26 protein-coding genes and 2 pseudogenes are annotated in these 25326 nt (G+C 44.1%); 18 read left to right on the plus strand and 10 right to left on the minus strand.

Annotated features, from left to right (window positions below; all coding sequences use genetic code 11):
* Positions 1–147 precede the first annotated feature (147 nt).
* Genes araB through L985_RS07445 form a run of 9 tightly spaced genes read left to right on the plus strand, consistent with a single transcriptional unit; the run spans position 148 to position 9930 of the window.
* Positions 148–1839, plus strand: a complete 1692-nt coding sequence (gene araB, locus L985_RS07410) for a ribulokinase (RefSeq protein WP_047395668.1) — start codon at positions 148–150, stop codon at positions 1837–1839.
* Positions 1833–2531: an L-ribulose-5-phosphate 4-epimerase gene (araD, locus tag L985_RS07415; protein WP_047395665.1), complete on the plus strand. Its 699-nt coding sequence runs from the start codon at positions 1833–1835 to the stop codon at positions 2529–2531. The genes araB and araD overlap by 7 nt, the downstream gene beginning before the upstream one ends.
* A gap of 33 nt (positions 2532–2564) precedes the next feature.
* Positions 2565–4052 (plus strand): L-arabinose isomerase, encoded by a 1488-nt coding sequence (gene araA, locus L985_RS07420; protein WP_047395662.1) that lies wholly within the window; start codon positions 2565–2567, stop codon positions 4050–4052.
* Between the two features lie 43 nt (positions 4053–4095).
* Positions 4096–5622, plus strand: a complete 1527-nt coding sequence (locus L985_RS07425) for an alpha-N-arabinofuranosidase (RefSeq protein WP_052019041.1) — start codon at positions 4096–4098, stop codon at positions 5620–5622.
* Between the two features lies 1 nt (position 5623).
* Entirely contained in the window at positions 5624–5863 is a 240-nt protein-coding gene (locus L985_RS16935; protein WP_158513336.1) for a DUF6171 family protein, read from the plus strand.
* Between the two features lie 17 nt (positions 5864–5880).
* Complete coding sequence (locus L985_RS07430; RefSeq protein ID WP_047395659.1) at positions 5881–6879, plus strand: aldose epimerase family protein; 999 nt, start codon at positions 5881–5883, stop codon at positions 6877–6879.
* Positions 6876–8045 (plus strand): sn-glycerol-1-phosphate dehydrogenase, encoded by a 1170-nt coding sequence (locus L985_RS07435; RefSeq protein WP_052169498.1) that lies wholly within the window; start codon positions 6876–6878, stop codon positions 8043–8045. Before L985_RS07430 ends, L985_RS07435 begins: the two co-directional genes overlap by 4 nt.
* Entirely contained in the window at positions 8042–8989 is a 948-nt protein-coding gene (locus L985_RS07440) for a glycoside hydrolase family 43 protein (RefSeq protein WP_047395656.1), read from the plus strand. Before L985_RS07435 ends, L985_RS07440 begins: the two co-directional genes overlap by 4 nt.
* On the plus strand, positions 8986–9930 hold the full coding sequence (locus L985_RS07445) for a glycoside hydrolase family 43 protein (protein ID WP_047395653.1): 945 nt from the start codon (positions 8986–8988) through the stop codon (positions 9928–9930). Before L985_RS07440 ends, L985_RS07445 begins: the two co-directional genes overlap by 4 nt.
* 152 nt (positions 9931–10082) lie before the next feature.
* Here L985_RS07445 and L985_RS17230 read toward each other — a convergent pair.
* A pseudogene (locus tag L985_RS17230) lies at positions 10083–10217 on the minus strand (methyl-accepting chemotaxis protein); the annotation flags it as partial.
* Positions 10218–10304: 87 nt separating this feature from the next.
* Here L985_RS17230 and L985_RS07455 point away from each other — a divergent pair.
* From L985_RS07455 to L985_RS07475, 5 genes are all read left to right on the plus strand, one after another.
* Complete coding sequence (locus tag L985_RS07455; protein WP_035408297.1) at positions 10305–10490, plus strand: hypothetical protein; 186 nt, start codon at positions 10305–10307, stop codon at positions 10488–10490.
* A gap of 791 nt (positions 10491–11281) precedes the next feature.
* A complete protein-coding gene (locus L985_RS07460) occupies positions 11282–12952 on the plus strand; it encodes a DUF6044 family protein (protein ID WP_052169497.1) in 1671 nt (556 codons plus the stop codon).
* Positions 12953–12976: 24 nt separating this feature from the next.
* Entirely contained in the window at positions 12977–13933 is a 957-nt protein-coding gene (locus tag L985_RS07465) for a glycosyltransferase family 2 protein (protein WP_235609881.1), read from the plus strand.
* Positions 13930–14307 (plus strand): GtrA family protein, encoded by a 378-nt coding sequence (locus L985_RS07470; RefSeq protein ID WP_052169496.1) that lies wholly within the window; start codon positions 13930–13932, stop codon positions 14305–14307. Before L985_RS07465 ends, L985_RS07470 begins: the two co-directional genes overlap by 4 nt.
* A 780-nt stretch (positions 14308–15087) precedes the next feature.
* Positions 15088–16323 carry an MDR family MFS transporter gene (locus L985_RS07475; protein WP_047395646.1) on the plus strand — a complete coding sequence of 412 codons (1236 nt, stop codon included), beginning with the start codon at positions 15088–15090 and terminating at the stop codon, positions 16321–16323.
* A gap of 216 nt (positions 16324–16539) precedes the next feature.
* Here L985_RS07475 and L985_RS16865 read toward each other — a convergent pair.
* From L985_RS16865 to L985_RS07490, 4 genes and pseudogenes are all read right to left on the minus strand, one after another.
* Positions 16540–16698 (minus strand): annotated as a pseudogene (locus tag L985_RS16865) (ATP-binding protein); the annotation flags it as partial.
* A gap of 154 nt (positions 16699–16852) precedes the next feature.
* Positions 16853–17674 carry a Fic family protein gene (locus tag L985_RS07485; protein WP_235609883.1) on the minus strand — a complete coding sequence of 274 codons (822 nt, stop codon included), beginning with the start codon at positions 17672–17674 and terminating at the stop codon, positions 16853–16855.
* An 18-nt stretch (positions 17675–17692) separates the two neighbouring features.
* Positions 17693–17896, minus strand: coding sequence for a hypothetical protein (locus L985_RS17135; RefSeq protein WP_235609884.1), 204 nt, complete (start codon positions 17894–17896; stop codon positions 17693–17695).
* A 283-nt stretch (positions 17897–18179) separates the two neighbouring features.
* The gene (locus L985_RS07490) at positions 18180–19019 is read right to left on the minus strand and encodes a helix-turn-helix transcriptional regulator (protein ID WP_047395643.1); all 840 of its coding nucleotides are present in this window, start codon (positions 19017–19019) and stop codon (positions 18180–18182) included.
* 121 nt (positions 19020–19140) lie between these two features.
* Here L985_RS07490 and fabF point away from each other — a divergent pair, with 121 nt between their 5' ends.
* The gene (gene fabF / locus L985_RS07495) at positions 19141–20379 is read left to right on the plus strand and encodes a beta-ketoacyl-ACP synthase II (RefSeq protein ID WP_047395639.1); all 1239 of its coding nucleotides are present in this window, start codon (positions 19141–19143) and stop codon (positions 20377–20379) included.
* 416 nt (positions 20380–20795) lie between these two features.
* Here the strand turns inward: fabF and L985_RS07500 are convergent, their stop codons facing one another.
* The 5 genes from L985_RS07500 to L985_RS07520 form a co-directional block, all read right to left on the minus strand.
* On the minus strand, positions 20796–21065 hold the full coding sequence (locus L985_RS07500) for a type II toxin-antitoxin system RelE family toxin (protein ID WP_047395636.1): 270 nt from the start codon (positions 21063–21065) through the stop codon (positions 20796–20798).
* Positions 21062–21286 carry a type II toxin-antitoxin system RelB family antitoxin gene (gene relB, locus L985_RS07505; protein WP_047395634.1) on the minus strand — a complete coding sequence of 75 codons (225 nt, stop codon included), beginning with the start codon at positions 21284–21286 and terminating at the stop codon, positions 21062–21064. Before relB ends, L985_RS07500 begins: the two co-directional genes overlap by 4 nt.
* Positions 21287–21483: 197 nt before the next feature.
* Positions 21484–22065, minus strand: coding sequence for a CopD family protein (locus L985_RS07510; RefSeq protein WP_335583434.1), 582 nt, complete (start codon positions 22063–22065; stop codon positions 21484–21486).
* Positions 22066–22089: 24 nt separating this feature from the next.
* Complete coding sequence (locus tag L985_RS07515; protein ID WP_047395628.1) at positions 22090–22581, minus strand: hypothetical protein; 492 nt, start codon at positions 22579–22581, stop codon at positions 22090–22092.
* The gene (locus tag L985_RS07520) at positions 22578–23066 is read right to left on the minus strand and encodes a copper resistance CopC family protein (protein WP_047395625.1); all 489 of its coding nucleotides are present in this window, start codon (positions 23064–23066) and stop codon (positions 22578–22580) included. The genes L985_RS07515 and L985_RS07520 overlap by 4 nt, the downstream gene beginning before the upstream one ends.
* A 191-nt stretch (positions 23067–23257) precedes the next feature.
* Between L985_RS07520 and L985_RS07525 the strand changes: the two genes are divergently transcribed.
* Genes L985_RS07525 through L985_RS07540 form a run of 3 tightly spaced genes read left to right on the plus strand, consistent with a single transcriptional unit; the run spans position 23258 to position 25129 of the window.
* A complete protein-coding gene (locus tag L985_RS07525; protein WP_081780456.1) occupies positions 23258–23590 on the plus strand; it encodes an ArsR/SmtB family transcription factor in 333 nt (110 codons plus the stop codon).
* A gap of 2 nt (positions 23591–23592) precedes the next feature.
* Positions 23593–24717, plus strand: coding sequence for a cation transporter (locus L985_RS16870; RefSeq protein ID WP_148662018.1), 1125 nt, complete (start codon positions 23593–23595; stop codon positions 24715–24717).
* Positions 24617–25129, plus strand: a complete 513-nt coding sequence (locus L985_RS07540) for a P-type ATPase actuator domain-containing protein (protein ID WP_071908767.1) — start codon at positions 24617–24619, stop codon at positions 25127–25129. Before L985_RS16870 ends, L985_RS07540 begins: the two co-directional genes overlap by 101 nt.
* The last annotated feature ends 197 nt before the right edge of the window (positions 25130–25326 follow it).

Below are 25326 nucleotides of genomic sequence, written 5' to 3' on the forward strand. Positions count from 1 at the left end.
TGTAAGTTATACGTACAAATTTATTGTTTATTTAAATTTTCTGCATGGATTTTGATTATTTGTCCGGATGAAAACAAGAGAGTGCCCACACACTTTATTTTTTCTTCTGAAATGTAAGCGTATTCTTTTTGGGAGTAGGGTGATGAAATGTCGAAATATACAATCGGAATTGATTATGGCACGCAATCAGGTAGAGCCGTCTTGATTGACGTCGAAACAGGTCACGAAGTGGCGACTGCAGTCAAACCATACACACATGGAGTGATGGATCAATTTTTGCCTGATGGAAAAACACGGCTTGAACATGACTGGGCACTCCAACATCCGCGTGATTATTTAGAGGTCCTGGAAATGACGATCCCGGCAGTTGTCAAAGAGGCAGGTATCACGAAAGAACAAGTCATCGGGCTCGGCATCGATTTTACAGCTTGTACGATTCTACCGATCGATGCCGATTTAAATCCGTTGTGCTTCCATGAAGAGTATCAACATAATCCGCATAGCTATGTGAAGTTGTGGAAGCATCATGCAGCTCAAGACGAGGCAGACGCTTTGAACCGTATTGCGACTGAACGCGAAGAACCTTTTTTAAAGCGTTACGGCGGGAAAATCTCATCCGAATGGATGATTCCAAAAGTCTGGCAAATTCTAAACGAAGCACCCTCCATTTACGAGGCTGCTCACGAAATTTTAGAGGCGACGGATTGGGTCGTTTCTCAATTGACTGGAAAAGTGGTACGCAATAGTTGTACGGCTGGCTATAAAGCGATCTGGCACAAACAGGAAGGCTATCCTTCAAATGAGTTTTTTAAAGCGTTAGATCCACGACTTGAGAACGTAGTTGAAGAGAAGCTTTCCAATGACATTGCACCAATCGGGGCCAAAGCAGGAGAATTAACGATATCCTTTGCAGAACGAATCGGTCTCCTTCCGGGAACTGCCGTTGCAGTAGGAAATGTTGATGCGCATGTTGCAGTACCTGCCGTTGGAATCACGGAACCCGGTAAGTTGTTGATGGTGATGGGAACCTCTACTTGTCATATCCTGCTTGGTGAAGAGGAGCAGGTCGTACCCGGTATGTGCGGGATCGTCGAAGACGGAGTCTTACCAGGGTATATGGGGTACGAAGCTGGTCAGTCCTGTGTCGGAGATCATTTTGAATGGTTCATCGAAAACTGTGTACCAAGTGACTATTTGCAAGAAGCAACTCTTCAAGGAGTTAGTACGCATCAATTATTAACCGATAAGGCAACGATGCAACGCGTCGGTGAACATGGATTGATCGCCCTTGATTGGTGGAACGGAAATCGTTCTACACTAGTGGATACAAATCTGACGGGTGTACTTCTAGGTTCAACATTACTGACAAAACCAGAAGATATCTACCGCGCATTGATTGAAGCGACGGCCTATGGCACGCGAACGATTGTCGAAGCGTTCCGCACAAGCGGTGTTCCCGTCCACGAAGTATACGCTGCAGGAGGAATTGCGGAGAAGAATGCCTTGATGATGCAGATTTATGCTGACGTTCTAAACATGGAAATCAAGATTTCAGCCTCTTCTCAAACCCCCGCTTTAGGATCTGCCATGTTCGGTGCCGTAGCCGCAGGAGCAGAACGAGGCGGTTATGCCACCATCACGGAAGCAGCGACGAAGATGGGACGTGTAAAAGAAAAAACATATCTTCCGATTCCAGAAAACGTTGAAGTGTATGAGGCGTTGTTCGCTGAGTATACGAAACTATACGATTATTTCGGTCGTGGAGAAAACGATGTGATGAAGCGATTAAAGAAAATCAAAGCTGAAGCGTCGCGTCAGAAGGGAGAACCTGTATGGTGAGTCGTCAATTAAAAGAAGAAGTGCTTGAAGCGAACCTAGCATTGCCAAAGCATGACTTAGTCACCTTTACGTGGGGAAACGTCAGTGGGATTGATCGAAATGCGGGTTTAGTCGTTATCAAACCGAGTGGTGTCCCCTATGACGCTTTGACGATAGATGATTTAGTCGTAGTCGATTTAGAAGGCAATGTTGTCGAGGGTGATCTACGTCCATCTTCTGATACGCCAACACATTTGGCTTTGTATCGTGCTCTGCCTGAGATTGGAGGCATTGTCCATACGCATTCCCCTTGGGCGACAAGCTGGGCGCAAGCAAAACGAGCAATTCCTGCATTCGGAACGACACATGCCGACTACTTTTATGGAGAAATTCCGTGTACACGTGAACTCTCTGATGAAGAGATCGAGACGGCGTACGAGTTAGAAACCGGAAACGTCATCATTGAGACGTTGAACGAACTACACTTGGAAGCTGTTGCTGTACCAGGTGTGCTGGTCGCAAATCATGCACCTTTTTGTTGGGGGAAGCATGCGGATGAAGCCGTGCACAATGCAGTCGTACTTGAGGAAGTAGCCAAGATGGGTATTCATGCCTTGAATCTGAATCCAGGATTAGCACCCATCAAACAAAGCATCTTAGATAAACACTACTTGCGCAAACACGGAGCAAACGCCTACTACGGTCAGAAATGATAGGTGCACATAGCTAGATGAGGGGGATTTTAAATGTTGACAGCAAACACACACGAATTTTGGTTCGTGACAGGAAGCCAGATGCTCTACGGTGAGGAGGTAATTCGTCAAGTCGAAACACATTCAAAAGAGATGGTCTCAGGATTAGATGCAGCGGACGTCTTCCGGGATCGAATTGTTTACAAAGGAGTGGTCAAAAATGCAGAAGAAATTCGGCAGATGATGTTGCAGGCGAATGCTGATGATGCCTGTGCCGGTGTGATCACATGGATGCATACCTTCTCACCATCGAAAATGTGGATTAGTGGGATGCGTGTCTTACAAAAACCATTGCTCCATTTTGGGACACAGTTCAATCGTGACATCCCGTGGGATGCGATCGATATGGATTTCATGAACCTCAATCAGTCGGCGCATGGTGATCGTGAACATGGTTTTATCACAAGTCGAATGAACGTGAAGCGAAAAGTGCTCGTCGGTCATTGGGAAGATGAACTCACACGTCAAAAGATGTCATCTTGGATGAATGTAGCGCATGCGTTAGCGGAAAGTAAGAACTTAAAAGTCGCGCGATTCGGTGACAACATGCGGAATGTAGCAGTGACAGAAGGTGACAAAGTCGAAGCGCAGATTCAACTGGGCTGGACGGTTGATGGGTATGGTGTCGGCGATCTCGTCACCTACATGAATGCGGTATCGGAGTCAGATTTAGATGACTTGATGGAAGAATATCGCACGCGGTATGAAGTGACGAATACTGGAATGGAAGAAGAAGCATTCCAGGAATCGGTTCGCTATCAAGGTCGCATCGAACTCGGCATGAAGGCTTTTCTTGAAGCTGGTGGATACACTGCCTTCACGACAACCTTCGAAGACCTACATGGCATCAAGCAACTACCTGGGCTAGCCGTTCAACGATTGATGGAGCAAGGGTACGGGTTTGCTGGAGAAGGAGACTGGAAAACCGCAGCGCTTGTTCGTCTTATGAAAATCATGGCGAGCAACGAACGGACATCTTTCATGGAAGATTATACTTATCACTTTGAACCAGGCAACGAAATGGTCTTAGGGGCGCATATGCTCGAAATCTGTCCGACCATTGCGGTCGATAAGCCTAGAATCGAGGTACATCCTCTCGGAATCGGAGATCGTGAAGCGCCAGCGCGGATGGTATTCGAAGGACAGAATGGCAAGGCATTGAACGCTAGTTTGATTGATTTAGGACATCGCTTCCGACTCTTGGTAAACACAGTCGAGGGTATCCAACCGGATGAAGCAATGCCGAATCTTCCTGTGGCACGTGTTCTATGGAAAACAGAACCATCGATGGCTCAAGCTGTCGAAAACTGGATCCAAGCCGGGGGAGCGCACCATACTTGTTACTCCTATGAAGTGACGACTGAACAACTACGCGACTTCGCAGAACTTCTGAACATTGAAATTGCTGTCATCGATAAAGAAACGGAGACGGTTCGATTTAATAATGAGTTACGTTGGAATGAACTGTACTATCGACCATAATTTATAGGGGCCTTCCTAGGTCCCTTTTCTTGGAGGAGATACTATGAATAACCAACTCGTCACATCAACACTAAATACAAAAGAAGCTGCAACACAACTAATCGTCAATGTAGATTTACCAAAAGGTAAAATCAGTAAGCATATCTATGGGCACTTTGCGGAACACCTTGGACGTTGTATTTATGAAGGACTTTGGGTTGGTCCAGAATCATCCATACCGAATACAGATGGCATTCGGAACGATGTATTGACAGCATTGAAGAAATTGAACATTCCGGTTTTACGATGGCCGGGTGGATGCTTTGCAGACGAGTATCATTGGAAAGATGGTATTGGACCAAATGAAAACCGAAAGCGGATGGTCAATACACATTGGGGTGGCGTCGTCGAAAACAATCATTTCGGAACCCATGAATTTATGCGCCTTTGTGAATTACTAGAGTGTGAGCCTTATATTTGTGGAAACGTTGGAAGTGGGACCGTCCAAGAAATGTCTGAATGGGTCGAATATATGACGTTCAATGGAGAATCACCGATGGCGAACTGGCGTCAGGAGAATGGCCGTACAGAGCCGTGGTCGCTTACGTATTTCGGTGTTGGTAACGAGAACTGGGGTTGCGGTGGGAATATGCGTCCGGAGTATTACGCCGATCTATATCGTCGCTATCAGACATATGTCCGCAATTATGATGGCAATCAACTCTATAAGATTGCTGGTGGTGCAAACATTGATGATTACAAATGGACTGAAGTTCTCATGCGTGAAGCGGGTACGATGATGGATGGTCTTAGTCTGCACTATTATACGATTCCGGGCGATTTTTGGTTAGGTAAGGGATCAGCGTTAGATTTTACGGAAGATGAATGGTTCATCACCCTAAAACGTGCTTATTACATGGATGAACTGATCACAAAGCATGGGCAAATCATGGACCAGTATGATCCAGAAAAGCGCGTCGGTCTCATTGTTGATGAATGGGGAACGTGGTTCGACGTTGAACCAGGAACAAACCCAGGCTTCTTGTATCAACAAAACTCAATCCGAGATGCACTTGTCGCAGCGATTCACTTCAATATCTTCCATAAGCATAATGACCGCGTTCACATGGCGAACATCGCACAAATGGTCAATGTGCTTCAAGCAATGATCTTAACGGAGGGTGACCAGTTCATTCTTACGCCAACGTACCATGTCTTTGAGATGTATCGCGTTCACCAAGATGCTGAACGAGTCGAGCTAGCAGCCATCACGCGTGACTATGTAGCTAAAGAAGAATCGATTCCTTCTGTAAACGCGACAGCTTCTCGCGATGCTGATGGTGTATTGCACATTAGCCTCTGCCAGCTTGATCATCAAAATAGCGATAAAGTAGAAATTGATTTGCGGGGAATGGGGACGATTTCTAACGTATCTGCACGTATTTTAACAGCAGATCATCTCAATGCCCATAACACGTTTGAACAACCAGATGTGGTTGCGCCGCGTGATCATGAGGTCCAGGTGACAGAAGACGGAAAGCTCATCATGGATGTTCCGGCGATGAGCGTCATCACAGTGGCGGTTCGCTAAGATGAAAGTCGTCGAGACAAGACGGTGTCGTACTTGTCCACCGACAAAAGTAGACACTGATTGGTTATTAACCATCGACGCGGAAGTCATGCCGCAAGTCACGGACGCTGAGTATCAGGAACGTCTTCGTCAATGTGCAGTCTGTCCGTTTTATCAGGACGATACCTGTTTGAAGTGCGGGTGCTATGTCTCTTACCGGGCACGCCTTGCAACAAAGCATTGCCCGGTGAAGGTTTGGTGAAAAAGGAGCGACTTGAGATGGAGCGACAAGAAGTAGTAGATCAGACGGCGTTTACGCTCGAGAACGATATGTGTCGTTTACGCATTTTGACATATGGAGCAACCCTGCAAGAGTTTTCGATTCAAGATGAGGGATGGAAAAATCTCATTTTGTCATACGATACGGTTGAAGAATACAAGACAGACACGTATTACTTGGGAGCGACTGTCGGACGTGTCGCTGGTCGAATCGAGGACGGGACATTCGATATGGACGGTGCAACGTACCATCTGCCTCAAAACGAAGGGAAGCATCATCTTCACGGGGGAGACGGTCTCCACTGTCAATTCTGGAAAATGGAAGACGTATCCAATACTCATCTCGTTCTTCGGTATGTAAGTCCTGATGGTGAGAATGGCTATAAGGGTACACTCGATGTCAGAGCATCGTTTGAATTGTTAGCTGACGGTGTCAAAATTACGTATGAAGCAATCAGTGACACTGATACGGTATGCGATATGACAAATCATACGTACTTTAATCTAAGTGGTGGAAGTCGTGATATTTTAGGACATGAATTGACGTTACCGGCTAATCAATTTGCTGAGCTGCGAGATGATTTGATTCCTACAGGACGCCTATTGGATGTCGATCAGACCCCTTTTGACTTCCAATCAGGACGAATGCTAGGAGATGGTCCAGCTTCAAGCCATCCACAAAATCAACTCGTCAATGGTTATGATCATCCATTTTTATTCGACGACCAACGAAAAGCGACGCTGTACGATCCTGAAAGTAAGCGTTCCTTGATGTTGTCTACGACTGCACCAGCTCTTGTGCTCTATTCAGGAAACCAGATGAATGAAGAAACGATCTTACGTGAGGGAAGCTCTCGAAAATATTATGGTGTTTGTCTCGAGCCGCAACATCTTCCGGACGCCGTTCATCACAGTAATTTTTCATCCATTCGATTATTAGCAGGAGAGACGTATCATTGGGAAACGGAATATCGCGTTGGGAAAGGAGTCAGTCGATGAACCTCGAACAGATACAAAAGCAGGTTGCTACTTGTTCGTGTGGAAATCTACATTACCCCATTACGATTGAACAAATCAGTGCCTCTGAAAAAGTATGGCAATCAGTGGTCGAGTTTGTGCAGCAAAAAGAGTGGCGGCACCTCCTCGTCATTGGTGATGTCAATACGCAGATGGTCGGTTATTCTCCACTGAAGAAAGCATTAATGACAGTAGGAATTGACGTATCAATAGTCACGCTCTCGCCGAACAAGCAAGGGGATGTCTTAGCTGATGAACTATCAGTTGTACAAGTAATGCTCGAGTTGGACGATAGTGTGGATGCGTTGATTGCACTCGGAGCAGGGACGATTCATGATGTGACGCGGTTTTGTGCTGCGAAAGCAAAAATCCCATTTCTGTCTGTTCCGACCGCTCCTTCGGTGGACGGGTTTACTTCGAAAGGAGCTCCCTTAATTATAAGAGGGAAAAAAATCACCTATCAGCTCGTCTCACCAATTGCCGTATTCATCCCAAGTGACATTATCCGTGATGCACCTCGGGCGTTAATAGCAGCAGGTGTCGGGGATATGCTTGGGAAGTACACTTCCTTACTGGATTGGCGTTTTGGTGCCTTTGATGGACAAGAACCCTTTTGTCCTGTAGTTGCTCGATTGACAGAAATTGCTTTATCCGATTGTGTAAAAGCTCTACCAGATATCTATGCAGAAAGAGCGGAAGGTTTGGATCAACTGATGGATTCACTGATCTTATCAGGAATTGCGATGTTGATTTTTGGGCATTCACATCCTGCATCTGGTGGAGAACACCACCTCTCTCATTATTGGGAGATGGATTTCTTAACGCATGACCGTCCAGCCGTCTTACACGGTACAAAAGTAGCGATTGCGACGATGGAACTTATCGATACTTATAGAGCGATGATCCAAGAACAATCTGATGTACCAAAGGAGCTAGGTGATTGGGTCACTCAAATGCCAACAAGACAGAAGTTGGAGTCCATTTTTAATTCGTTACAAGCACCTCTTCAGCCAGAGGAAATCGGTATTTCGTCTCTTCTCCTAGCGAGTAGCAAGAGAGAAGCATATCGTCTTCGAGAGAGACACACGCTGTTAAAACAGATGAGCTTACAGACGAGCCACTTTGAAACAGAGGAGCGTTCATTATGACAGAGACAATCGTAAATCCAATCGTAGAACAACGCGCGGATCCATGGATCATGCGGCATACAGATGGCTATTACTACTTTACGGCGTCCTTACCTGACTTTAGCGGTATTCCGCTGCGTCGTGCTCAGACGATCGGGGAGTTGACTAAAGCAGAAGAGAAAGTCGTATGGCAGAAGCGTTCGACCGGAATCATGAGCGCTAACATTTGGGCACCAGAATTACATCACATTCAAGGGAAATGGTACCTTTATTTCGCGGCGGCACGTGAAGATGCTATTTTTGATCATCGCATGTACGTTCTCGAAAATAGTTCAGCCAATCCGCTGGAAGGTCAATGGACGGAAAAAGGACAAATCAAGACATGGCAAGAATCATTCGCCCTCGATGCGACAACGTTCGAGCATGAAAACCGGTTATATTACATCTGGGCTCAGAAAGATCCAAAAATTGAAGGAAACTCGAATCTCTATATTTCTGAAATGGAGAATCCTTGGACATTGACAGGACCGCAAACGATGATTGCGACACCGGAATATGCTTGGGAAAAAGTCGGCTTTCTTGTAAACGAAGGACCTGCTGTCTTAAAGCGAAATGGCTATATATATGTCACGTTTTCAGCAAGCGCGACGGATCATAATTATTGTGTAGGTTTTCTTCGTATCAATGAAAAAGAGGATGTGTTAGATGCTACTCATTGGGAAAAATACCCGCAACCCGTTCTTACGACGAATGAGTCAATCCGTGAATACGGACCAGGTCATAACAGTTTCACGACACTCGCAGATGGGACCGATATGATTGTTTATCATGCACGGAACTATAGAGAAATCGAAGGGGATCCATTATGGGATCCGAATCGTCATACGTATGTACGACCATTTTCTTGGCAGGGAGATGTGCCTGTTTTTGAAAACAGGATGGTCAACGAGGAGGTCACACGATGAACAAGACAGAGGATCGAAATCTTGTTTTAGAGCAACGGGCAGATCCATGGGTGTATCTGCATTCTGACGGTTATTATTATTTTACAGCGTCTGTTCCTGAATACGATCGAATCGAATTGCGTCGTGCTAGATCTCTCCATGAACTAAGGGATGCAGAAGCGGTGACATCATGGATTAAACCAGAAACTGGCCCTATGAGTGATCTGATTTGGGCACCCGAATTACATCGTATTCATGGGAAATGGTATCTTTATTTTGCGGCTGCGAAGTCACGCGAGATTGTAAACGGACTCTTTGATCATCGGATGTTCGTTTTAGAGAATAGTTCGGATAATCCTCTAGAAGGCGAATGGTTAGAACGCGGACAAATAAAAACACAGTGGGATTCATTTGCTCTTGACGCGACCGTCTTTGAACATCAAGACGTTCATTACTTAGTGTGGGCACAAAAAGATCCTTCCATTGAAGGAAACTCGAACTTATATATTGCAACTTTAAAGAATCCATGGACCATTCAAAAGCCACAAGTCATGTTGACAAAGCCAGAGCTTGATTGGGAGACAAAGGGTTTTCTGGTGAACGAAGGACCGGCAGTCCTGAAGCGTCATGGACAAATCTTCATTACGTATTCCGCTAGTGCAACGGATGAGAATTATTGCATGGGTATGTTGAGTGCCTCAGAAGACGCAGACCTATTGAATCCGGATGCTTGGGAAAAATCATCGTCACCCGTATTTGCGACGAATGAAGAGGTTGGTCAATATGGACCAGGGCACAATAGCTTTACAGTAGATGAACAGGGACAAGATGTCATTGTATATCATGCACGGACCTACACTGAAATCGAGGGTGATCCTCTGTACGATCCGAATCGCCATACACGGGCACAGATCTTTACGTGGGGCATGGATAAAAAACCAAACTTTGATAAGCCAATCTGATTGCGAACAGAATCAACTTTTTTTATAAGAAAACGTAATTAATCTTGTACAGTTGATAATTTTTTGTTTAATAAACTTGAGGTCACAAAAAGCATCTCTTATGTAGATTTACTCTACAGAAAAGATGCTTTATCGCAAAAAGACGTTACTCTTCAATCTGGATTTTCACCTTCGTTTTCAGCGACATGCATAGAGGGATTCTTGACATCAGAGGCGACAATGGAAAATCCTTTTTCTTGCTCAGCAGCTCGTGCTGGTTCGATCGCTACATTCAAGGCAGGTAGATTGGTTTGTTCAGAATATCATGAATGATAAAATAAGATTGAATTAGATGTAAATTACTTTATAGACAATATTTATTGGGGGTACTTTAAATGGAAAATAAAATTTGCTCATCATGCGGAAGTACTAATTTTCAAGAGGCAACAGATTATATTCCACTAAAGCCATCTAAAGGGTCATTTCATAGTGCTCAAAAAGTATTTTCGTTTTGTATGGATTGCGGTATCGTAGATGCGATTCGTATTGAGAACACAGAAATCTTTCAAAATAAAGAGTAAATATTCAATCTACAAAAAGAGCGTCCGATATGGATGCTTTTTTATAGAGAAAAAATGTAGTCGATCATGAAAAATAATTAGTTTTGTAAATAAGGAGTAATGTAGTGCCTATCTTTTTCTTAAATGGCACTGTAAATGCATATCTAACCAATGCAACCAGTCAGATGCACTTAACCAGCCAAGTTCATCATAATAAATCTTTTTTGAAGCATCTATAGTTTGAATATGCATTTTAACGCACTCCATTTGAGTAATTAATTATTTTGTGCTTTTTAGGAGAATAGCGTAATCCAGGTTACTTTCTAGTTCGATATTAAAATCATTTTTAAATTTACACGTACCTATGGAACTTCGTCATATAAAAAACAAAGTCTCCAAATCTTGTTCTCCTTTTCGAAGGCTGATGAAGTAAATTTAAGAACCCAAAAGCATCGTATCTTTTCTTAACAGAAATGGTACGATGCTTCTTTGTAGTTCCTCGATAGAATTAAAAAAATCTATAGTTAGTCATTCATAAAAGGGAAAAGTAGAAAAAGAAGAAGAGGTCTGGTCAAGATTGATTAATTCTTCTAATCTCCATTTAACTAATTTTTTAATTGAATTAACTTTAATTCTGAAAAGTAAATTTAATAAATGTCACCTATCCTATTGTGATATAAGGTATCATTGGAAATAGTTTCTTAGGGAGTATATACCATAAAGAAAGTTATAAGAGGGAAAGAACAGGCAATTGATTTCTTGAAACTACTAACAAAAGAATTAAATCTTAAAGTAGATGAAGGAGAGGTATGATGAGAGAAAAAACTCGCATATTAATAGGGCTGCTACTAGCTTGCCTCTATATTTTACCGATGGTCTTACTGGGGGAACATGCACATGTCCGTATTCATGATAATCTAGACTCAAACATCACGTGGTATAAAACATTGGTCGATACCAATAGTATTTACGCAAGCCTTCATGCAAATGTTCCTGACTTATTGAATGGGGTCGTCTCGAGAAATGCTTTCGTCAGTGAGTTTACAGGTATCGTGTGGCTATATCAATGGTTCCCACCATTTACGGCATACGTGATCAGTCAAACGTTGGTCCGAATCTTTGCTTTCTTAGGAATGTACTTATTACTACGTGATTATGCGAAAGGGGTTATTCCTAAATCATATGCGCTGTGGGTAGCAGTTCTATTTTCTTGGACACCATTCTGGCCATCGGGCATGCTCAGCACGCTTGGGATGCCACTCTTATTGTGGGCTTATTGGAATATCTGGCATGGACGGAAAATAAAATCGAGTGCATTCGTATTGTTAGTGGTTCCGTTCTATTCGAGCTTCGTGCTAGGAATCGTTTTCTTTTTAGCAACGCTTGCCATTTACCATATGGTGAAGGAGATACGCGCACGTAGTTTTCATAGCCGTTTTTGGATCGCCTATGGCCTTCAGGTTCTTTTATACTTATTAATTGAATATCGACTGGTCTTCTCGATGCTGTGGGAAGAAGAGCCTACGAGTCGAAATGACTTCGAAACAGGGAATAACGGATTTTGGGCAAGTATTCGTTTATTTTTTAAGAATTTGGTGTTTGGTCATACACATGATCGCGCAGTACAATCGCCCATCATCCTCCTAACACTTCTGATTGTTGGATTTCTAGTATTTCGTCAAAAAGATCATGCAGCAAGACGAATTCGAACTTTGATGTGGTTTCTATTTGGACTATCGCTGTGGTATGCGTTTTGGTTTTATGAGGGGTGGAATCCGTTAAAGCAACATGTCTCTCTCATTAGAACTTTCAATTTCTCACGATTCCACTTCCTTCAACCGATGTTGTGGTATGCATTGTTTTACTTGATGCTCGACTGGCTATGGCGAACTGCCAAACGAAAATGGGTGACTTGTTTGCTCGTAGCCCAAACCCTTGTCTTGCTTGCATGGAATCCCGAGTTCCTTTATCGTCATCATCCATCCTATCAAGCGTTTTATGCGACTTCTCAGTTTTCTGACATTAAACGCTTCATCAACCAACCAACGAAAGACTATCAGGTCGCTTCTCTCGGATTGCACCCTGCGATCGCACAATACAATGGTATGCAAACCGTGGATGGTTATGTGAACTTTTATCCATTACGCTATAAAGCATCTTTCCGAAAGGTGATTGCTGGAGAATTGGATAAAAGTAAGCTATTACAACGTTATTTTGATTCGTGGGGAAATCGAGTCTATGTGTTTTCATCTGAACTCGGTAAGGAATACGAGTACACAAAGGAGCATCAAGTACCGGTTCGACATTTATCTATCAATACAGCACAGTTGAAGCAAATCGGTGCGACATATCTTTTGTCTGCTGTACCAATCAAAAATGCTGCAGCCATTGGATTGCAGTACGAAAAAACATTTGAAGATCAACATTCTGCTTGGAAGATTAGGTTATACCGTATCCAAGCTACTACAGAGAATACGAAGTAAGTTCATTTAAGGAGGAGTAATGGTATGACGATGACGACAATCCCTACGCTAGGCATAATTATACCGTGTTATAACGAGACGGAAGTATTACGCTTGACGGTCCATACGATGCACCGTTTCTTAACAGAGTGGCGAGAACGACACCTCATTTCTGAGGACTCCTTTGTCTTGTTCGTAGATGATGGAAGTCAGGATGATACCTGGGCCCAAATTGAAGATGTACACGCACAAGATGGTCGGTTTAGAGGATTAAAATTAGCACATAACGTAGGACATCAAAATGCTTTGTTCGCAGGTCTTGTCGAAGGACACACCGATGCGGATTGTGTTGTGTCAATGGATGCGGACCTTCAGGATGACGTAAAAGTGATTGAACAGTTTTTAAGTGAATTTGCGAAAGGGAATGATATCGTCTATGGGGTAAGAGAAAATCGTCAGACCGATAGCTGGTTTAAACGGTCGACTGCTCAAGGCTTTTATCGCTTCATCGACTGGTTGGGTGTAGAGACCATCTTCAATCATGCAGACTATCGTCTCATGAGCAAACGAGCTGTCGAAACACTTTGTGCACATCCGGAACGCAATCTCTTTTTGCGGGGGATGGTACCTTCGCTTGGTTTTCAAACAGCAGAAGTGACCTATACACGTCAATCACGTCCAGCAGGCGAATCAAAATATCCATTACGAAAGATGATGGCACTCGCATGGGATGGGGTGACCTCGTTTAGTGTTCGTCCGATTAAGTTGTTATTTTTAGTCTCACTATTCATGCTCATCGTCTCGATCGGTTTTGTCGGATATGCTCTTTATCGTAGATATGAAGGAGAAGCGATGGATGGGTGGACGTCTTTAATGATGTCGATCTGGTTCATCGGCGGACTTCAATTACTAGGTATTGGACTGATAGGAGAATACATCGGTAAAATCTATCAGGAAGTCAAACGACGTCCTCGTTATGTCGTCGAGAAAAAACGAGAATGATGACCTTTCTTCGTTTCTTATTAGTAGGAGTTCTTAATACGCTGGTTGGTCTGACGCTGACACTGATTTGTTTTCATGTCTTGCATACTGGTTATTGGGGAGCGACAGCGATCGGGAATGCATGTGGTGTTTGGGTCAGCTATATGCTAAATCGTCGCTTCACCTTTCGTCAAGAGGCTGGAGGATGGCCCTATTGGATACGTTTTTTGATCGTCGTTTCGATTAGCTATCTCATCGCTTATCGTCTTAGTTTATGGGGAGTGCATTACGTATTGCCAAATCTACAAGAGACTGGAGCAATTCTGATCGGTATGATTATCTATACGGGGTTAAATTATCTAGGTCAGTCTTATTGGGTATTTCGCAAATCATGATGATAAAACAAGCTATCTATAGAGGTAGCTTGTTTTTTTTATCCTCTCAATTGCACTTGCAAAAGCACAGTAGCAAATCAAAAGACTGACAAATGAATTTTCAAATTATAGAAATCAACCACTCAGATTAGAGTGAGGAAAGTCATTTACAATTTGATAAAATGACGCATTCAACGTATGCATCACATAGTTATATGGGTGGATATGCTATTTCTCATGTAATCGACCATGCCTATTCCTTATTCATCGACTCCCTTCAGTCCACCACATTAAATGATCGTTGATGAACGAATCCCAAAAGAAGAATGAAAGTAAAGTATCCGTGAAATCTAATTTACAGACTTAAATTTATTACAAACGACATCAATAAATCGCAATTTCTTCTTGTAGTAAATAATTCTGTTAAAAATAAGAAATTTTTATTTTTTAGTTGGTCCGTTATTACTCCTTCTCGATAAAGTAAAAGTCTATGAACTTAAATGATAAGAAGCAGTTCCTGTCATGTAAAGACAGGAACTGCTTCTTATCGAACAATTATATCGTCGGTAATTCTAAAATTCTTAAGAAATAGAAAAAAGTAAGACAGAAAGATATGTCACTTCGTTTCAAAACAAACATACGTTCGTTTTACGTGACAATTTAAATAAAAGTGTCCTTACTTAATTTTCATAATATTAGTATAATCCATATCAAAATATAAGTCTATATCTTGATAACTATCTTCTCTATAGTAAAGCTACGAAAAGAAGACGCTATTCGTTAACTATGAGAGGAGTTATTATGAACAAAACTACATGGAATCCTAATGTGAAAGTCAGACTGATAGGAGAAGGCCTTTTCAATCTGCTATTTTGGATGTACTTTCCTTTTCTAACGGTCTATTTTGGTAAAGGACTAGGGTTACAGACTGCTGGATTAATAATGGCACTGCCCCCCTTAATAAGTATTGTCGGAAGTTTAACCGGAGGAAGCTTTGCGGATACGTTAGGGAGACGTCCTGTGATGCTGATCGGAACATTTTTGCAAATGACCATGTTTATTCTATTTGCTGTCTCTTCTTCTCCTTGGATTAATTATGTTGCCTTTATCGGAATTAATATAGGCGCAGCATTTTATCGTCCTGCTAGTTCAGCGATGATAGCGGACACAGTTCCAAAAGATGAATTGCGACAAGTGTATGCGACATTTATGACCGTGAACAATATTGGTGCCGTTTTAGGACCAATCATTGGAGCAGTCTTCTTTTTTCAACATCGTCAACTGTTATTGTGGACCTGTGCAATAGTTCTCTTTCTTTACTTCATAACGATCTATTTTATTGTTAGTGAAACCTTACCTGTCCGATCCAAGCAAAAAGATGTAACGACCCCACTTAAAAATGCGTTTCAGTCTAAGTGGTCTGGCTATCGACTTATTCTCAAAGATCGTATTTTTCTGCTATACGTAATTGCGGGAACCTGTTCACTCTTCCCAGTGATGCAACTCGATCTCTACTTACCAGTTTACGTGATAGACAATGTGCCTAAACAACCTCTCGTACCGCACTTGCTGGATTCTTTTCAGCTCACGAGCCAATCCATTTTTGGCTATCTGGTAAGCTTTAATGGTCTTTTGTTTGTCATCTTGATCCTTCCCGTAACGAATCGACTTAAAAATTGGTCAGAAAGACGTCTCTTCGTCGTTTCGACCTTACTTGCAGGAGGAGGTACATTTTTAGTCGGATGGAATAACAACATCTGGTTTTTGTTTGGTTGTACGCTCATCTTCACGTTAGGTGAGATCATGCGTACACCAGTCACGCAGAGTTTCATCGGTCATTATGCTCCAGAGGAGGCAAGAGGTCAGTATCTAGCTGCTGATAGTCTTCAAAACACACTTGGTAAGACGCTAGCACCTCTTGCTATCTACGCATCAGGATGGATCGCCCCGCTTGGTATCTTCACTATCATTCTCCTTTTTGCTATCATTGGAGCTTGTTTATATCTGCAATTATTTAGACTGTATTCTCCCACTTGACAATCAGGTTGATAATACAAAGTGTACGATTACAAATAAAATATTAATTTAGGCTTTAGAATGATTTCACGAAAATAATAATTACTATAGATAATTAATATCAGATAAATGCTATCTAAAATATCTTAAATCAGCATGAATGAGATGATTTCAACATTTCGCGACAATGAGTTGTCGACGTCAAGTAGAAATTGACGTTTTCTGCTCGATTGATATTTACACTTCTGTTGAAAATAAATTCTTACGATTTCTCATGCGATGACTGTCGTCATCGCTATGAATCACTTCGACACGATGTAAGAGACGGTCTAATATTGCAGTTGTGATTCCTTGATCACCAATTAGTTCGCCCCATTGATCCGGACTTTTACTAGAGTTCTAAATAAATTGAGCAAAAGTGTAAAGCGTCATCGAGCAAAAACCGTCAACTAAATTCTAGCGGTTACATACGTGTAAGTGAATTGGTATTGGAATCTTCTCGCATGATAAGTTATTTATTCTTCACGGATGTTCTTGATACCATGTAGTGTTATTGTTTCGTCCATTTCGCACTCCGACCAAGACCGGATGGGGCAATGATCCCCTCGTCACGTAAGTCACGCAATACGCGATTGATTGTCGCCTCACTGATGTCGGGACAAGCCTTCCTTACGTCTGCTTTCGTGAACGGTGTGATTCGTCCTTCAACGAAACGACGAATCCGATTGTTCTTGTTCTGACTACCCGTCGTGACCAATCCGACGCGATCTTCAAGCTCCTTATAAGCAGCAAGAATCGTGCTCAGCAAGTAGTTGATCCATGGAAACGGATCTTGTTGGTTTTGGTGCCAACGCACGGAAGAGAGACGGAGTGACTCATAATAATCTTCCTTCCGCGATTCGACGATCTTCTCAAGACTGATGTAGCGTCCGACCTCGAAGCCATACTGATAGAGCAGCAAGAGGGTCAACAATCGTGCCATTCGACCATTCCCGTCATTGAACGGATGAATGGATAGGAAATCGAGGACGAACAAGCTCGTCAGGATGAGCGGGTCGACGTCCTCTTGTTGCCGACGCTCTCGCAGGCTGTCGCATAACGCCTGCATCGCTGCCGGTGTCTCGAACGCAGGGACGGGGATGAAGCGAGTCCGGCGCGTGCCATCCGGGAACGTCTCACTAATCTCGTTGTCGACGTTCTTCCACCGCCCACCTTCGACGGGGACGAACTTATAGAGTTCCTTGTGGAGTTGCAACAGAATATTCGCATTGACCGGGATGTCCTCGGCTGAAGCGTTGATCAGGTTAAGTACGTCGCGGTAACCAGCAATCTCTGCTTCTGAACGGTCGGCAGGGTCGGCTGACTTTGACATGATGGTCTGAAGACGACTTTACGTGACGATGATTCCTTCGATCGCATTCGAGGCTTTCGTCGACTGGATGAAGGCGACATCGCGTAAGGTGTTAAGGATTTGAGGCGCTTGCTGTTTATAGAGATCCTGTTTGCCTTTATACTCATTGATCCGTCCAATCAAGCGGACGGTCTCCATCGGCAGGGCGAGCTCTTTGAGATAGGTATATGTATAGTCGCGCATTCGTCGAACTCCCTTCGCAAAATAGATCACTTTAGATTAAATATACTCATTTTTATATTATTTGACTATTTTTAAACTCATTATAATGTATTTAAAGTCGTTCAAACACATATAAACATAGTCAAATTATCATATTTAGACTATGTTTATTTATTTATGACCATGATTACTTGTCAATCCGAAAGTCGGACAATCCTGACTGATTTGAACGGAACAATCCTGACATGGAAAGCGTCTCATCGATTGCTTCCATATTTTTAGCAGTTTTTCACTTCATTTGAATTCATCGAACTAAAATCAATCGTTTCAGTTTTTCTTCTGTACCGGATTCCTCGACAGGTGTATAGATGCTACATCGCAAGTCGTCTTCTCCCTGCACTTGAAGAGAGGTCAGGTCGAATAGCATCTTACCGACTTTTCCGTGTCGGAATTCAATCAGGATTTCCGGAGCCTTACTGACCTGACTCTCCATCCAGAGTGATTTGAATTCAGGATACGTATCACTCATCTCCTGAATGAAGGACGTATACCATTCATCACCAGAGTATTGACCGTAGTATGCACGGAAAATGGACAAGAACCCTTTGGCGAAATGTTCCCAGTTCCCGGCAAGTACTTTGAATTCTTTCTGTGAGAACAAGAGGCGAATGAGGTTACGCTGTGATTCTGGAATGGTCGCGAAATCTACGAACACATGGGCCGCTGCCGGATTCCAGCCCACAATATGGCAGTAACGATCCGTGACGATCGTCGGACACGTCGTCAAGGCAGACAGAATTTTTTCGAGTGACGGACTGATGGTCGCAGGGGAAGCTTGGATTTTCCTACTGACGATCTGCGTCCCTAATGCTAAATCGTACAAATATTCGTGTTCATCCCTTTTCAGACATAACGCCTCGGCGATACAGTCCAGGACGCTTCTAGATACCTTGATATCCCGTCCTTGTTCTAGCCAGGTGTACCATGTCGTACTGACGCCTGCTAATTGAGCGACTTCCTCTCTTCTCAAGCCAGGTGTTCTTCTTCTTGATCCGGGCGGCAGCCCCACCGACTCCGGTTTGAGCTGTGCTCTTTTCGTCTTCAAAAAATAGGATAGGGCTTCTAATCGATTCGAGTCATCCATATGTTCTCCTCCTGACTTCTCTCCATCCAAGTATCATTGATAATAGGATAAATGAACACTTGTAATAGGATATATGACGACACGTATGATTATCTCATACTATTACGAGGAGTGAAGAAACATGGAGCGCGTAGTGATCACAGGAATGGGTGTCGTCTCACCAATCGGAAACGACGTGGAGTCCTTTTGGAATAATATGATTGCTGGAAATTCAGGCATCACGGAAATCGATACGTTTGATACGACTGATTTCAAAGTAAAGATTGCAGAGAGTGTAAAAAACTTTGATGCGGAAAAGGTGATTGGTAAAAAAGCCGCTCGTAACCTGGACCGCTTCGTCCAGTTCGCATTAGCGGCTGCTGATCAAGCCTGGAACGATTCAAAACTAGGAGAATCTGATTTGTGTCGGGAAAGACTTGCTGTATATGTGGGATCAGGTGTAGGGGGCATTGAAACGTTGATTGATGGTGTTCATGCTTTGCACCAAAAAGGTCCGAGACGGGTCAGTCCGAGTCTCGTACCTTCCATGATGTCTAACGCAGCAGCAGCTCAGATTAGCATCAAGTGGCAAGCGATGGGACCTTCCATGTCACCTGTATCCGCGTGTGCGATTGGAAACACGGCTATTGGTGAAGCATATCGACTCATTCGAATGGGAGAGGCTGATGCTGCATTCGCTGGTGGAACAGAAGCGGGTATCACTGAATTGTCTATAGCAAGCTTCGGTAATGCGACGGCATTGTCTACAAGAAACGAATCACCCGCTAAAGCGAGTCGTCCTTTTGACGCGACACGCGATGGTTTCGTGATGTCGGAGGGAGCAGGTATCTTGATACTAGAATCGTTATCGCACGCAAAGCAACGAGGTGCGTCCATCTATGCGGAAGTCGTCGGATACGGAGCAAGTTCCGATGCCTATCATATAGTAGCGACTCATCCAGAAGGTCAGGGAGCATACCTCGCTATGAAGCGGGCCGTTCAACAGGCAGGGATTGAGACGAATGACATCGATGTGATCAGTGCCCATGCGACGAGTACGATCGTCGGCGATCAGTCCGAGACACGTGCGATTAAAAAATTGTTTGCAGAACATGCGAACACACTCCCGGTGACGGCGAACAAATCAATGCTAGGTCACATGCTCGGTGCTGCCGGTGGAGCGGAAGCGATCGCGCTTGCGAAATGTTTACAGGAAGGAATCATTCCACCGACGATTAATCTTGAAGTCGATGATCCAACGTGTGACCTGGATTATGTAGCAGGAGGGGCTCGTTCGCTGGAGATGCAGTACGGACTATCCAATTCTTTCGGATTCGGTGGTCATAACGCCGCCATCGTCTTGAAAAAATATATGGATTAAGCATCAGAGTTTGGGTTCGGACAAGAGGACTCAATGAGTAAGTACTCGCTGAAAATGGATTGTATACATTTCGACGTCGAAATGTATACAATCTTTTTTGTGTATCCAATTCTTATTAAATGTTAGTGATTCGGAAACCTTCACTATTGCTGTGTCGTCATTCATCCAACGATTCATGACACGTTCTATCTATTTTACATAAAACGCGAATCATCAGTTCTAGTCAGAGTTTGCCTTAACTAGGACATCATGATCTTTATTTTAGTAATCCACCCTCTGAAGGAAGGTTTGAATCCACACCTAAAAAAATAACTGTATATGTTGTCATTCTAATTCTAGCTTTTTCATCATATCGTCAAAAGAGAAGGCTTTTGATTGATTATCATGTACTTCCTAAGATATGAGTTTTGGATGCTTTATTTATAGATATCCCGACGATGTCCAATCTCAAGAATCAATATCACGACTTTCTCATCCTGGATGTCAGCAATCAGACGATAATCACCGATGCGATACCGCCATTCACCCGAGCGATTCGAGACCAGTCCTTTTCCATGACGACGCGGATCATCCGTCCCGACCAGATTCTTCTTGATCCAGGACATGATGATCCGCGCTTGTTGAGGATCCATCTTCTTGAGAGACTTTTGAGCTCCGCGCTCAAACTCTACCGTAAATGCTGTCATTCTAAATCAAGTTCCTTCATCATATCGTCGAAAGAGATCGCTTCTGATTTTTTACGGTGTGCTGCTATCGAATCATGATAGAGTTGTAAATCGATTTCGTCTTCGATGCGGTCGAGGACGGCATCGCGAACGAGTGTAGAAATCGTGATGTTTTTTGCCTTCGCATATTCTTTGATGAGTCGTGTATCCTGGTCATCCAGACGTACGGAAATGGTACTCATGATTATCAGCTCCTTTGTAATACATTGTAATACATATTCCAGTAGTAGTCTAGAAATGGCACCGATTTAAAATAGGATTGAACCTGTTATAACTAGTATGAAAATGATGAATAAGTATGAAAAAAGAAAGGCTGCTGTATCGCGTGCCTTTCTTTTTGTATAAGACGTCGCACACGCTGAAATGCTCATGTGGAGGATCATAAATACACGGAAATACTATACAACGCTGCGAAAAATAATGAGATCGAGACGCCTAATCCAAGATAGAGGGTCTTGATGGAGTCTTGGGTTGATCGGATGACGTACACCAACAATCCCACGAAAAGGAGGCTGATTGCCATCAAGAAGAGGGATATCATGGTCGGCTCGAACCGGATATCAGAATAGGTGAAACGCAAGCTAGGGAAAAGAAACCCTGACAGTGGACCAGCCCCGCTGGATTGAAGAGTATCCTTGATCGAGTGAGGGGGTTCCTGTTGACCGAGCCACGCAGTCGCTGTGAAGAGAAGCAGGATCAAGATGCCTTCCATGCGCATCCGCATCCGTCGGACTTCAAACGATCGTTCAGGAGACGCGTAACTCCACTTCCCGTTCATGATACCGATGATCAGCACGGATAGAATCAGGACGTGTTTCCAGAGTAAGGCTTGTCCATACGGTAAAATCCAGGAATCGGAATACTCCTCTACCTGCACGACGACAGACATCAGATAGATGCCGGAACCGACGATCAGTAAGAAACATAGCGTCACGAGTGGTTTGAACCATTCGAGGAAGATGCCCCAGTTACGGTCTGATGGACTCTAAAAGCCGAGTATGAGCAATCCACCGGTCCAGATGAAGACGGCGAGTGCGTGAATAGAATGTACGAGCATGCCTTCTGCCCCTTTGATGCTAGAGGCGTGCCCGGACCACGCGAACGTAACGACCATCGCCATAACAAGGAATACCCCTAGTTTTATACGTCCAGGACTGAGTGATGCACGATTGATGACGATGAGAAGGAGTACACTCCAGAGAGCCATCAGAATCCAAGCGTTCCCTGCCTCGAATGTAAGTAACACGGATCGCAGTGTTATCCAAAAACCGATCTCTTCATATAAATACAGTACGATTCGTAAGACGGACAGGGAAAAGGATAACAGCATCAGCACGATGAGCATACGAACCCAGCGGATTGAAAGCGATACGTCAGGTCGGTAAGAACGAGGGATGAGCTGGACGGAAAAGAAACCGATCAACAGCGCAAGACAACCGTAGAGGAGCGTATCGCCGATCAGATAGAGCGCGGTCATCGCTTCCGCCCCTTCAGGATAATCTGGTAGAAACCATACAACGCCAAGACGAACAAGCCTCCGGCAATCCAGAATGGAAATCTGCCATCTTCCGTCGTGCGAGTAGTGACCTGAGAAGGTGCTACTTTTTTCGTTTCCTTTTGAACAGATGATGTCTCCTCTTCTGGTTCGGACGTAGTATTACTTGATACGACAGTGAATGTATATGTACCATTGATCGGATGTCCATCTGTCCCTATGATTTTCCAATCGACCTGGTATTTCCCTGGCGCCATGGGACGGTCAAGTGTCAAAATCATCCGTTCGCTTTCTTGAGTGAACGTCCCCTCAAGGTTGTCGGAAGCATCCACGGCGGATACTTGAAGACTACCGCCAGCCTCGATCTCGGATTCAAAACGGAGGGTCAGTTTGTCAGTTGGTTGAACAGTCGGATTCGCTCCCGGAGTGGAAGATTCCAGCCCGGTATGTGCGGAGGGAACCACCATAATGCGCCCGTAAGCAACAAAAGGAGAAAGCTTTTTTGATACATCGTGTCAACTCCTTCATGTGTAGGTATGTATGGTCGAAAAGATAAGGAAGAAAATCCAGTCCATTATTTTTTTGACGCTTACATTAGGAAATGCTAATATGATGATAACATATTAGCGGATTCGAATATGAAAAAGGAGTGAACATTTTGGAACAATTACTGGAACCATTGGACTTAAAGGTAAGGGTCGTACATGGTTTTTCTAATAAGACACGATTGCAGATCTTAGAATGTATCCGTGACGGAGAGAAAACCGTCACGGAAATCGTCGAAGCGATTCAAGGAAATCAGTCCAACGTCTCGCAACACTTGGCGTGTCTAAAAGGATGCGGATTGATTCAAAAACGGACACAAGGGAAGTTCGGGTACTACTCGTTGCGAAACGATACCGTACGAGAATTATTGCGACTGTTTGGAGAACTGACGTTAGAAATCGGTCAGGAATCTGCTTGTTGTGAACATCACATCGAGGAGGCGTAAAGATGGCAAGTTCCTGTTGTAACAATGACTCTTCGAAGGAGAGCGCTCCAAAAGAAGGGAAGAACGCTTCTTTACCGACAACGACGTGCTGTACCTCGAGCGCAGACACGCAACGTGGAAAGGCGGATCAGACAAGGTGTTGTACGACCTCCGAATTAGCGGGTACGTCGTTACAAACGGAACCTTCTGAGTCTCCGCCTAACGATACGGAGACATGCTGTAGTAAGGTGCCACTGGAGAAGGTGAATCCGGACGATGCGTCATGTTGCGCCTCGAGTAGCCCTGGATCAGCGTCGAACCTCGCTACTCGTGCGACGTATACCTACCGAATAGAAGGGATGGATTGTCCCTCTTGCGCCGCGACGCTAGAGAAGGGGTTGGCGACGATACCGGAGTACCAGCACGTGTCCGTTCAATATGGTGCTGCTCGTCTGAAGATCGACAGTGAAGAAGAACCAGATGATCGTCGTTTAGGGGAGGAAGTCCGAAAATTAGGATTCCATCTCATCCTTCCCGATAAATCAGATCAGCTCGTCCAAACATTCACCGTTTCCGGGATGGACTGTAGTAGCTGTGCTAAGACGATCGAACAACACTTTCAAAAGATGCAAAATGTCCAGACCGTCACAGTTTCGTTTGCCCGTGGGGAGATGGAAATCGACCATCAGCTGGATGCTCGACAAGTCCAAAGCGAGCTGAACAAGATCGGTTTCGATGGATACGTCAAGGGAAAGAAAACGTCCGAGGCACCGGTCCGGTCGTTCGAGGGGATCTCCTTGATCCTGTCCGGGATTTTGATTGGTCTGGGATTGCTCATCCAAACGAGCGGAGTAGCGTATCTTCCGAATGTTTTGTACGGTATCGCCTTGATCCTCAGTGGGGGGAGAGTTTTCCGGAGTGCCTATTATGCCGTCCGTGCCCGCTCACTCGACATGAACGTATTGATGCGTAGCAGCCATCGGTGCCGCATGTATCGGGGAGTGGATCGAGGGAGCGACCGTCGTCTTCCTCTTTGCCATCGGCAATTTGCTTCAGAATCGCTCCCTTGCGCGGACGCGCAATTCCATTCAGAAACTGATCGAACTGTCTCCGAAGGAAGCCTTCGTGCTGACGGACGGGGACGTTAGACGTAAACCGGTGGAAGCGGTGCGAGTCGGAGAAATCCTCCGGATTCGACCAGGTGATCAGGTTGCACTGGACGGCACGATCCTGAACGGGACGACGACCATCAATCAAGCACCGATCACGGGCGAATCGATTCCTGTCGATAAGAAGGAAGGCGATCACGTATTTGCCGGAACGCTCAACATGGATCGTTCGTTCGACATGATCGTCGAGAAGACGTATCAAGAGACGACGCTTGCGCACATCATTGAACTGGTCGAGGAAGCGCAGGATAATAAAGCACCGAGTGAAGCGTTCATCGATCGTTTCGCGAAAGTGTATACACCGTTCGTCTTCCTAGGTGCATTGTTGCTGATGATCGTCCCACCTTTACTCCAACTTGGTAGTTGGGGAGAGTGGTTCTATAAGGGGTAGCGTCAGGAAAATGCGGATTTACAATGCTAAGGAAATTCCCATACTAAAAAGCCAAATTTCTCAACATCAATTGAGAAATTTAGCTTTTTCCGTTGCTCAGTTAAAGCGTCCTTTAGTTGTATATTTCCTGTTAATATCCCTTTTGAAGCATAACATTGTTTTCAATGATCGCACCCGATAGTTGACGCCCATTTTAG

Source organism: Exiguobacterium sp. ZWU0009, from assembly GCF_000798935.2.
Taxonomy (GTDB): Bacteria; Bacillota; Bacilli; order Exiguobacteriales; family Exiguobacteriaceae; genus Exiguobacterium_A; species Exiguobacterium_A acetylicum.

What these genes read in the sequence shown, in the direction of transcription:
- L985_RS07445 (WP_047395653.1), top strand. Translation starts at nt 8,986, where the DNA reads ATGAACAAGACAGAGGATCGAAATCTTGTTTTAGAGCAACGGGCAGAT.
- fabF (WP_047395639.1), top strand. Translation starts at nt 19,141, where the DNA reads ATGGAGCGCGTAGTGATCACAGGAATGGGTGTCGTCTCACCAATCGGA.
- L985_RS07475 (WP_047395646.1), top strand. Translation starts at nt 15,088, where the DNA reads ATGAACAAAACTACATGGAATCCTAATGTGAAAGTCAGACTGATAGGA.
- L985_RS17135 (WP_235609884.1), bottom strand. Translation starts at nt 17,896, where the DNA reads ATGCGCGACTATACATATACCTATCTCAAAGAGCTCGCCCTGCCGATG.
- L985_RS07455 (WP_035408297.1), top strand. Translation starts at nt 10,305, where the DNA reads ATGGAAAATAAAATTTGCTCATCATGCGGAAGTACTAATTTTCAAGAG.
- L985_RS16935 (WP_158513336.1), top strand. Translation starts at nt 5,624, where the DNA reads ATGAAAGTCGTCGAGACAAGACGGTGTCGTACTTGTCCACCGACAAAA.
- araB (WP_047395668.1), top strand. Translation starts at nt 148, where the DNA reads ATGTCGAAATATACAATCGGAATTGATTATGGCACGCAATCAGGTAGA.
- araA (WP_047395662.1), top strand. Translation starts at nt 2,565, where the DNA reads ATGTTGACAGCAAACACACACGAATTTTGGTTCGTGACAGGAAGCCAG.
- L985_RS07485 (WP_235609883.1), bottom strand. Translation starts at nt 17,674, where the DNA reads ATGTCAAAGTCAGCCGACCCTGCCGACCGTTCAGAAGCAGAGATTGCT.
- L985_RS07430 (WP_047395659.1), top strand. Translation starts at nt 5,881, where the DNA reads ATGGAGCGACAAGAAGTAGTAGATCAGACGGCGTTTACGCTCGAGAAC.
- L985_RS07440 (WP_047395656.1), top strand. Translation starts at nt 8,042, where the DNA reads ATGACAGAGACAATCGTAAATCCAATCGTAGAACAACGCGCGGATCCA.
- L985_RS07470 (WP_052169496.1), top strand. Translation starts at nt 13,930, where the DNA reads ATGATGACCTTTCTTCGTTTCTTATTAGTAGGAGTTCTTAATACGCTG.
- L985_RS07425 (WP_052019041.1), top strand. Translation starts at nt 4,096, where the DNA reads ATGAATAACCAACTCGTCACATCAACACTAAATACAAAAGAAGCTGCA.
- L985_RS07465 (WP_235609881.1), top strand. Translation starts at nt 12,977, where the DNA reads ATGACGATGACGACAATCCCTACGCTAGGCATAATTATACCGTGTTAT.
- L985_RS07460 (WP_052169497.1), top strand. Translation starts at nt 11,282, where the DNA reads ATGAGAGAAAAAACTCGCATATTAATAGGGCTGCTACTAGCTTGCCTC.
- L985_RS07520 (WP_047395625.1), bottom strand. Translation starts at nt 23,066, where the DNA reads ATGGTGGTTCCCTCCGCACATACCGGGCTGGAATCTTCCACTCCGGGA.
- L985_RS07500 (WP_047395636.1), bottom strand. Translation starts at nt 21,065, where the DNA reads ATGACAGCATTTACGGTAGAGTTTGAGCGCGGAGCTCAAAAGTCTCTC.
- relB (WP_047395634.1), bottom strand. Translation starts at nt 21,286, where the DNA reads ATGAGTACCATTTCCGTACGTCTGGATGACCAGGATACACGACTCATC.
- L985_RS07435 (WP_052169498.1), top strand. Translation starts at nt 6,876, where the DNA reads ATGAACCTCGAACAGATACAAAAGCAGGTTGCTACTTGTTCGTGTGGA.
- L985_RS07515 (WP_047395628.1), bottom strand. Translation starts at nt 22,581, where the DNA reads ATGACCGCGCTCTATCTGATCGGCGATACGCTCCTCTACGGTTGTCTT.
- L985_RS16870 (WP_148662018.1), top strand. Translation starts at nt 23,593, where the DNA reads ATGGCAAGTTCCTGTTGTAACAATGACTCTTCGAAGGAGAGCGCTCCA.
- L985_RS07490 (WP_047395643.1), bottom strand. Translation starts at nt 19,019, where the DNA reads ATGGATGACTCGAATCGATTAGAAGCCCTATCCTATTTTTTGAAGACG.
- araD (WP_047395665.1), top strand. Translation starts at nt 1,833, where the DNA reads ATGGTGAGTCGTCAATTAAAAGAAGAAGTGCTTGAAGCGAACCTAGCA.